The organism is Mycobacterium sp. TH-M103 (assembly GCF_057473785.1).
Genome location: NZ_JBYCLG010000017.1, coordinates 1 through 8,531, shown reverse-complemented (window position 1 = coordinate 8,531; position 8,531 = coordinate 1). Strand labels below are relative to the sequence as shown.

6 protein-coding genes are annotated in these 8,531 nt (G+C 71.2%); 4 read left to right on the top strand and 2 right to left on the bottom strand.

The annotated features are described in order from the left end of the window. Nucleotides 1–1,334 (bottom strand): DEAD/DEAH box helicase (locus AC2VOR_RS00740; protein ID WP_486963022.1); only part of this gene is annotated, 1,334 nt, incomplete at its 3' end. Nucleotides 1,335–1,476: 142 nt separating this feature from the next. Here AC2VOR_RS00740 and AC2VOR_RS00735 point away from each other — a divergent pair. Together AC2VOR_RS00735 and AC2VOR_RS00730 are read left to right on the top strand one after the other, a co-directional pair. After that, on the top strand, nucleotides 1,477–2,064 hold the full coding sequence (locus tag AC2VOR_RS00735; protein WP_369737574.1) for an LppP/LprE family lipoprotein: 588 nt from the start codon (nucleotides 1,477–1,479) through the stop codon (nucleotides 2,062–2,064). 143 nt (nucleotides 2,065–2,207) lie between these two features. Next, on the top strand, nucleotides 2,208–5,636 hold the full coding sequence (locus AC2VOR_RS00730; protein WP_369737573.1) for a TM0106 family RecB-like putative nuclease: 3,429 nt from the start codon (nucleotides 2,208–2,210) through the stop codon (nucleotides 5,634–5,636). On the opposite strand, the gene AC2VOR_RS00725 is transcribed toward AC2VOR_RS00730, so the two are convergent. Next, nucleotides 5,609–7,273, bottom strand: a complete 1,665-nt coding sequence (locus AC2VOR_RS00725; RefSeq protein WP_369737571.1) for a DHA2 family efflux MFS transporter permease subunit — start codon at nucleotides 7,271–7,273, stop codon at nucleotides 5,609–5,611. The two genes, AC2VOR_RS00730 and AC2VOR_RS00725, sit on opposite strands and share 28 nt — an antisense overlap. A gap of 190 nt (nucleotides 7,274–7,463) precedes the next feature. On the opposite strand from AC2VOR_RS00725, the gene AC2VOR_RS00720 reads away from it, so the two are divergent. Both AC2VOR_RS00720 and AC2VOR_RS00715 read left to right on the top strand, forming a co-directional pair. Next, complete coding sequence (locus AC2VOR_RS00720; RefSeq protein ID WP_369737570.1) at nucleotides 7,464–8,252, top strand: hypothetical protein; 789 nt, start codon at nucleotides 7,464–7,466, stop codon at nucleotides 8,250–8,252. Nucleotides 8,253–8,450: 198 nt separating this feature from the next. Beyond that, the coding region (locus tag AC2VOR_RS00715; protein ID WP_486963023.1) for a 2-oxoglutarate dehydrogenase E1 subunit family protein at nucleotides 8,451–8,531 on the top strand (81 nt) is incomplete at its 3' end.

Here is an 8,531-nt window from a genome sequence, read left to right as displayed (position 1 = left end):
GGGGGTTCGGGCGCCATCAGGAACGCCTCGCCGTCGCGGGACTGCAGCGCCAGCGCCGCGGCGATGTCGGCCATCGGGACGTCGTGCTCGCGTTCGTAGTCCTCGACGAGGCGGCGGAACAGCTCGATGCCGGGGGCGCCGAGCGCGTCGGTGATGGAGTCGGCGAACTTCGCCACCCGCTGCGCGTTGACGTCCTCGACGCTGGGCAGCTCGGCCTCGGTGAGTGTCTGGCGCGTGGCCTTCTCGATCGCCTTGAGCAGGTGGCGCTCGCGCGGCGACACGAACAGCAGCGCGGACCCGCTGCGCCCGGCCCGCCCGGTGCGCCCGATGCGGTGCACGTAGGACTCGGTGTCGTGCGGGATGTCGTAGTTGAGCACGTGGGAGATGCGTTCGACGTCGAGGCCGCGGGCGGCCACGTCGGTGGCGACCAGGATGTCGATGCTGCCGGCCTTGAGCGCGGCGATGGTCCGCTCCCGTTGCGCCTGGGGGATGTCGCCGTTGATGGCGGCGGCGGAAAACCCTCGCGCCCGCAGCTTTTCGGCGACCTCCTCGGTGGCCTGCTTGGTGCGGACAAAGACGATCATCGCCTCGAACGGCTCGACCTCCAGCACGCGGGTCAGCGCGTCCATCTTGCGCGGGCCGGCCACCTGGATGTAGCGCTGCGAGATGTTCTCGGCGGTGGCGGTTTTCGCCTTGGAGGTGACCTCGAGGGGGTCGTGGAGGTATTTGGTGGTGATCTTGCGGATCGCCGGTGGCATGGTCGCCGAGAACAAAGCCACCTGCTTGTATTCCGGGGTTTCGGACAGGATGCGTTCGACGTCCTCGGCGAAGCCCATGGTGAGCATCTCGTCGGCCTCGTCGAGCACCAGGTAGTCGACGCGCGAGAGGTCCAGCGTCCCCCGCTCCAGGTGGTCGATGACCCGGCCGGGGGTGCCCACCACCACCTGCGCGCCGCGGCGCAGCCCGGCCAGCTGCACGCCGTAGGAAGACCCGCCGTAGATCGGTAACACGTTCACCTCGGGCAGGTGGGCCCCGTAGCGGCTGAACGCCTCGGCCACCTGCAGGGCCAGCTCCCGGGTGGGCGCCAGCACCAGCGCCTGGGTCGCCTTGCTGGTCACGTCGATCTTGGACAGGATCGGCATCGCGAACGCCGCCGTCTTGCCGGTGCCCGTCTGGGCCAGGCCCACCACGTCCGAGCCCGCCAGCAGCGCCGGAATCGTCGCAGCCTGGATGGCCGTCGGCGATTCGTAGCCGACGTCGGCGGCCGCCCGCACCACCGCGGGATGGATCTGCAGGTCGGCGAAAGTCGCGGGCGGATCTTCTGAGGGGGCCATTGTCCTATGGAGTTTAGTGGGAACCGACGGTTCGCAGGTGCCGAGCGGGGCCGAGTGGCCCCTCCACCGTGGCCGAGAGCACATCGCGCCGCGGCGGCGACGCGGCCACGCCTGCCCGGCCCGCCGGGCCGAGGGCGGTACGGTGCGCGGTGTGTGGTCGCTAGCCCGCCGTGCCCCGGCTGTCGTGTTGGTCGCCGCCACCGTGGCGGGCTGCGGCTCGGGAGACTCCACGGTCGCCAAGACCCCCGAGAGCAGGGTCACCAGCCCGGCGAGCGCCCCGGGCGCAGCGCCCGGGGCGCCGTCGATCACCGCGCCGCCGGCGCCCCCCGCCAGCAGTGGCCCGCCGCCCGATCCCTGCGCGGTCGACCTCGCCGCGCCCGCCATCGCCAAAGTGGTCTCCGAGTTGCCCCGCGACCCGCGCAGCGGGCAACCCTGGAGCCCCGCCCCGCTGGCCGGCAACTACAACGAATGCGCCCAGCTATCGGCCGTCATCATCAAGGCCAACACCAATGCGCCCGGCCCCAACACCCGCGCGGTGATGTTCCATCTCGGCAAGTTCATCCCGCAGGGGGTGCCAGACACCTACGGGTTCAACGGGATTGACACCGCGCTGTGCACCGGTGACACGGTGGCGCTGACCTATCCCAGCGGCCTCAACGGCCTGCACACCCCGGTGCGCTTCCACTGGAACGGCACCGGCGTCGAGATCATCGGGAACGTCCCGGGCTGAGCGGACCGGCGCCGCGCCAGCAATGTGGGAGATGACGTAAGTCACAGCGCCAAGCGTCCCCGATCAAGGCCATGGTGCGGTCGCGGACGGCAGGCCAGCGCACATCCGGCTCGCCACCAGGCCACTCGCCTACAGTTGCTGCTGTGTTCGTCACCGGCGACAGCATCGTCTACAGCGCTTCGGACCTCGCCGCCGCCGCCCGGTGCGAATACGCCTTGCTCCGGGATTTCGACGCCAAGCTCGGCCGGGGCCCCGCCGTGGCCGCCGAGGACGAACTGCTGACGCGAACCGCCGCCCTCGGCAACGAGCACGAGCGACGCGAACTCGCCGGATTAAGACGCGCATTCGGGGACGCCGTCGCGATCATCGGCCGTCCGCCCTACACGTTCGCCGGACTGACGGCCGCCGCGCAGGCGACCCGACGCGCGGTCGAGCGACGCGCTCCGGCGGTGTATCAGGCCGCCATGTTCGACGGCCGCTTCGTCGGCTTCGCCGACTTCCTGGTACGCGACGGGGACCGGTATCGGATCGTCGACACCAAGCTGGCCCGCTCCCCCAAGGTCGAGGCGCTGTTGCAGCTGGCCGCCTACGCCGACACGCTGGCCGCCGCCGGCATCGCGGTGGCACCGGACGCCGAACTGCACCTGGGCGATGGAACCGTGGTGCCCTATCGCCTCTGCGACCTGATCCCGGTGTACCGCTCCCAGCGCGCACTGCTGCAGCGCCTGCTCGACGAACACCACGCCGGCGGCGCCCCGGTGCGCTGGGGCGACCCGCGGGTGGCCGCCTGTTTTCGCTGCCAGTTGTGCGCCGAACAGCTGCGGGCGGCCGACGACCTGCTGCTGGTGGCCGGCATGCGGGTGAGCCGGCGCGACGCGCTGGTGGCGGCCGGGATCACCACGGTCGCACAGCTGGCCGGCCACACCGGGCCGGTACCGGGCCTGGGCGCGACGGCGCTGGCCAAACTGACCGAGCAGGCGAAACTGCAAGTGCGCCAACGTGACACCGGTGCCCCCCAGTTCGAGGTCGTCGACCCGCAGCCGCTGGCCCTGCTGCCCGAGCCCGATCCCGGCGACCTGTTCTTCGACTTCGAGGGCGACCCGCTGTGGACCGCCGACGGCCACGAGTGGGGCCTGGAATATCTGTTCGGCATCCTGGAGACGGCGGGCAACTTCCGCCCGCTGTGGGCGCACGACCGGGTCGACGAACGCAAGGCGCTGGCCGACTTTCTGGCGCTGGTGGCCAAACGCCGCAAACGCCACCCCAACATGCACATCTACCATTACGCGCCGTACGAGAAGACGGCGCTGCTGCGGCTGGCCGGCCGCTACGGTGTCGACGAGGACGAGGTCGACGAACTGTTGCGCAGCGGGACACTGGTCGACCTGTACCCGCTGGTGCGCAAGAGCATTCGCGTGGGCGCTGAATCGTTCAGCCTCAAGGCGCTGGAGCCACTGTACATGGGTGCGCAGCTGCGCGCCGGCGAGGTCACCACGGCCACCGCTTCGATCACCTCCTACGCCCGCTACTGCGAGCTGCGGTCCGCCGCCCGATTCGACGACGCCGCCGCGGTGCTCAAGGAGATCGAGGACTACAACCACTACGACTGCCGGTCGACCCGCGAACTGCGCAACTGGCTGTTGTTGCGCGCCTACGAGTCCGGCGTGGTGCCGGTTGGTGTGCAGGCGGTTCCGGCGGCCGATGCCGTCGAGGACGGCGACGAACTGGCGGTAACGCTGTCGGCCTTCGCCGGCGATCCCGCCGTCGGCGGCCGCGCGCCCGAGCAGACGGCGGTGGCGCTGGTTGCCGCGGCGCGCGGCTATCACCGGCGCGAGGACAAGCCGTTCTGGTGGGCGCACTTCGACCGCCTGAACTTCCCGGTCGACGAATGGGCGGACAGCACCGACGTTTTCATCGCGGTGGACGCGTGCGTCAGCGCCGACTGGCATACGCCCCCGCGCGCGCGCAAGCCCCGGCGAGAAGTGCGGCTGCGCGGAGACCTCGCACGCGGCGACCTGGCGAGGGAGGTGTTCGCGCTCTACGACCCGCCGACCCCGCCCGGCATGACCGACGACCCCAGGCGGCGGGCGGCCGGGCGCGCCGAGGTGATCGGGGCCGACGACCCGATGGTGCCCACCGAGGTGGTCATCGTCGAACGAACGGGACGCGACGGCAACACCTTTCACCAGTTGCCGTTCGCCCTCACGCCGGGCGCGCCCATTTCGACGACGGTGCTGCGGGAGTCGATCGAGTCGACCGCCGCCACGGTGGCTGCCGGACTGCCGCGACTGCCGGACAGCGCGATCGTCGACATCCTGCTGCGCCGCGCGCCCCGCACCCGCAGCGGCGATCCGCTACCGCGTAGCGGCGACGCCGCCGCCGACATCACCACCGCGCTGCTCGACCTGGACGCGTCGTACCTGGCGGTGCACGGGCCGCCGGGAACCGGCAAGACACACACCGCCGGCCGGGTGATCCGGCAGCTCGTCACCGACCACGCGTGGCGGGTCGGCGTGGTGGCCCAGTCGCATGCGGCGGTGGAAAACCTGTTGGACTGCGTGATCGACTCCGGGCTGGATGCGGGGCGGGTCGCCAAGAAGCGGCACCACCACGACACCGTGCGCTGGCAGCAGATCGATGGGGCCCACTACCCGGCATTCATCGCCGATACGTCCGGATGCGTGATCGGCGGCACGGCATGGGATTTCGCCAATCCGAACCGGGTCCCCCCGGGCAGCCTGGACCTGCTGGTGATCGACGAGGCGGGCCAGTTCTGCCTGGCCAACACCATCGCCGTGGCGCCGGCGGCCGCCGATCTCCTGCTGCTCGGCGACCCCCGGCAACTGCCGCAGGTCAGCCAGGGCACCCATCCCGAGCCCGTGGACGTGTCCGCGCTGGAATGGCTGGTCGACGGCGAACGCACGCTGCCCGACGCGCGGGGCTACTTCTTGGACCGCTCCTACCGGATGCACCCGGCGATCTGCGCCGCGGTCTCCACGTTGTCCTACGAGGGCAGGCTGCACTCCCACGACGAGCTGACCGCCACGCGCCACCTCGTCGGATGCCGCCCCGGCGTGCGCGTGCTCCCGGTTGCCCACCAGGGCAACTCGAGCGAGAGCCCCGAAGAGGCCGACGCGATCGCCGCCGAGATCACGCGGTTGATCGGTGCCTCGTGGACCGACGAGCACGGCACCCGCCCGCTGGCCGCCGCCGACGTGCTGGTGCTGGCGCCCTACAACGCGCAGGTGGCGTTGGTGCGCCGCCGATTGGCCGCCGCCGGGCTCGGCGACGTGCGGGTCGGAACCGTCGACAAGTTCCAGGGCGGGCAGGCGCCGGTGGTGTTCGTTTCGATGACTGCCTCGTCTGCCGATGTGGTGTCGCGCGGAATGTCGTTCCTGCTCAACAGGAACCGGCTCAACGTCGCCGTCAGCCGGGCACAGTACGCGGCGGTGATCGTCCGGTCTGCACTGCTGACCGAGTACCTGCCGGCCACGCCCGCGGGCCTGGTCGACCTGGGCGCCTTCCTGGCGCTGACGGACCGGGCCTACCTGCCGGAGGAGTGCCTGCCGTAGCCGGCGGCGGCTTCGCGGCGCAGTATCACCTCGACATAGTCATCGTCATCGTCAGCGCCGACGACGGGGCCACCCACGGGCCGGCCCGGCTCGTCGGCGCCCGCACGGGTGATCACCGAGGGCGCGAACCCGACCAGAAACAGCGCCGCGAGGATCCCGAACAACGCGATGAACGCGGGCAGGAGCATCGACTGCGCCATCGCGGCCGAGAACGGGTCGCGCAGGAACCCGGGCAGTCGCAGCGCCCCGGCATGCTCCGGACTCCCCGCGTGGGGCGGCATCTCCGCGCCGATCCGCGAGGCCATGAACGCGGCCATGGCGGCGCTGCCCAGCACGGCCCCCAGCTGGCGGATCGCGTTGTAGACCCCCGAGCCGGCGCCGGCGAGGCGCGCCGGCAGATTGCGGGTGGCCGTCGCGGTCAGCGGCGACCAGACGAACGCGTTGCCCACCCCCAGCGCCAGGAACGGCAACACCAGCCGCCACACCGGGGTGTCGGGGCCCATCTCGAACGACAGCCACGTCAGCGCGACCGCCAGCATCGAAAAGCCGAAGCCGAGCACCGGCCGCGGGTGATAGCGGTCGACGATCCTGCCGACGAAGGGCGCCAGCACGCCGTTGGCGATGGCCATCGGTGCGATCAGCAGGGCCGAGCGGGTCGGCGACAGCCCGCACACGGTCTGCGCGTAGAACGTGACCGGCAGCATCATCCCAGTCGTCGCGAAAGCCGTGATGGCCACCCCGGCGGCGCACAGGCTGAAGTCGCGGTCTGCGAAGACGACCAGCGGAACCAGCGGCTCCCGGTGGTTGACCGACTGCCAGTAGACGAACGCGCAGACGAACCCGGCGCCGGCGACGATCATCGCCCAGATCCAAGGCTGCCAATGCGCGGCCTGGCCCTGCTGCAGGGCGAAGACGATCAGGAATATGCCCGCCCCCGACAACCCGACGCCGAGCGGGTCGAACCGGTGCGCCTGCGTGGGCAGCGCCGGAACCAGCCACACCGCCAGCGCCAGTCCGGCGACGCCGATGGGCACGTTGACGAAGAAGATCCACTCCCAGCCCAGCCCGTCGACCAGCACGCCGCCGGCCAGCGGCCCCACCAGGCTGGCCACCCCGGCGGTGGCGCCCCACACGCTGACCGCCACACCGCGCCGGTGCGCCGGGAATATGCGGGTGATCGTGGACAACGTCTGCGGTGTCAGCACCCCGGCGCCGACACCCTGCACGACGCGGGCCGCCACCAGCATGCCGGCGCTGCCCGCCAGCCCACACCACATCGAGGCGACCGTGAACACCACCAGGCCGATCAGGTAGAGATTCTTGGGACCGAACCGGTCACCCAGGCGCCCCGCCACCAGCAACACGACCGCATAGCCCAGCAGGTAGGCGCTGGTCACCCACACCACGGCGTCGTACCCGATGTTCAGGTCGGCCATGATGGTCGGGTTCGCGATCGCGACGATGGTCGAGTCGACCATGATCATGAAGAAACCGATCATCATCGCCCACAGCGCCGACCACGGGCTTCCAGCGAGCCGGGCGCCCGACGGCCACCGCCGGGACCGGCGGGTGGCGACGTCGCGGCCGGGCCCCGTGCGCCGGCCTCCCCGGGGCGACGGGCGTGTCGCCGTGACCATGTACCCCACCTCGTTCAGCTCTCGACGGTTCCCCACACCGGGACCGGCAAACGGACCGGCACGCCACCCACTGCACCCCGCATGCAGAGCCATTATCCCGATTGGGGTGACGGAGCCCGCAGGCACGGATCCCCTGCCGGGCGCGAATGCGCGTTAGCCTGAAATGAACGCCATTCGCAGGAGAGACGATATGCGGGCCCGACGGAACAGGTCTCAACGGTCTGACGGCCGATGCCCGAGCAAGGCCGGCGCGGAGCGGCCCCCGCCCCCTACCAACGGCCGGCCCAGGGCATCCGCGCGGGCGTTGGCGCAGGTCATCGAGCGCAGTTCGCGGATCCAGGGCCCGGCCGCCGAGGCCTACGTGTCTCGCCTGCGGCACAGCCACCCGGGGATCAGCCCCGCCGGGGTCGTCACCAAGCTGCAGCGGCGCTACATGGCGGTGGTCACGTCCAGCGGCATCGCGGTGGGCGCGGCGGCCACCATCCCCGGTATCGGCACGCTGAGCGCGCTGTCGGCGGCCGCCGCGGAAACCGTCGCGTTCCTCGAGGCCACCGCCTTCTTCGTGCTGGCGGTGGCGGTCGCGCACGGCATTCCCGCCGAGCACCGGGAGCGGCGCCGGGCACTGGTGCTGTCGGTGCTGGTCGGCGACAACGGTAAGCAGGCAGTCGCCCAGTTGATCGGTCCGTCGCGCACCAACGGCGGCTGGATCGCCGAGGGCGTGGCCGCGCTGCCGCTGTCATCGATGTCGGGGCTCAACTCGCGGCTGCTCAAGTCGTGGGTGCGCCGCTACACGGTGCGGCGCAGCGCCCTGGTGTTCGGCAAGCTGCTACCGGTGGGCATCGGCATCATCGTCGGGGCCGTCGGCAACTACCTCGCGGGCCGCAAGATCGTGCGCAACGCCCACCAGGCGTTCGGCGCCCCGCCCACGCGCTGGCCACGCGCCCTGCACGTGGTGCCGCCGATCTCCGAGACCGGCTGAGGCCGACCGGTAGCCGGTTCGGCGGACATACCCGGCCCGTCTGGCGAATCGACGGGGAAGGGTTAGCCTTGACGGGGCGGAAACGGTGAGAACCGGCGCCGTGAGGCGCCGCGCCAGCCGGGACGCGCAAAGTCGCAGGTGTTGAGGAATCGAGATCCCAGGGCCTGCACGGCAAAAGGATCGAGGCGAGAAGCGGCCGTGAGCAACATATCGCCATTCGGGCAGAACGAATGGCTGGTCGAGGAGATGTACCGCAAGTTCCGCGAGGACCCCTCGTCG

Bases quoted from the DNA above. Each gene is read 5' to 3' on its own strand.
- AC2VOR_RS00720 (WP_369737570.1), top strand. From the start codon at position 7,464: ATGCGGGCCCGACGGAACAGGTCTCAACGGTCTGACGGCCGATGCCCG.
- AC2VOR_RS00725 (WP_369737571.1), bottom strand. From the start codon at position 7,273: ATGGTCACGGCGACACGCCCGTCGCCCCGGGGAGGCCGGCGCACGGGG.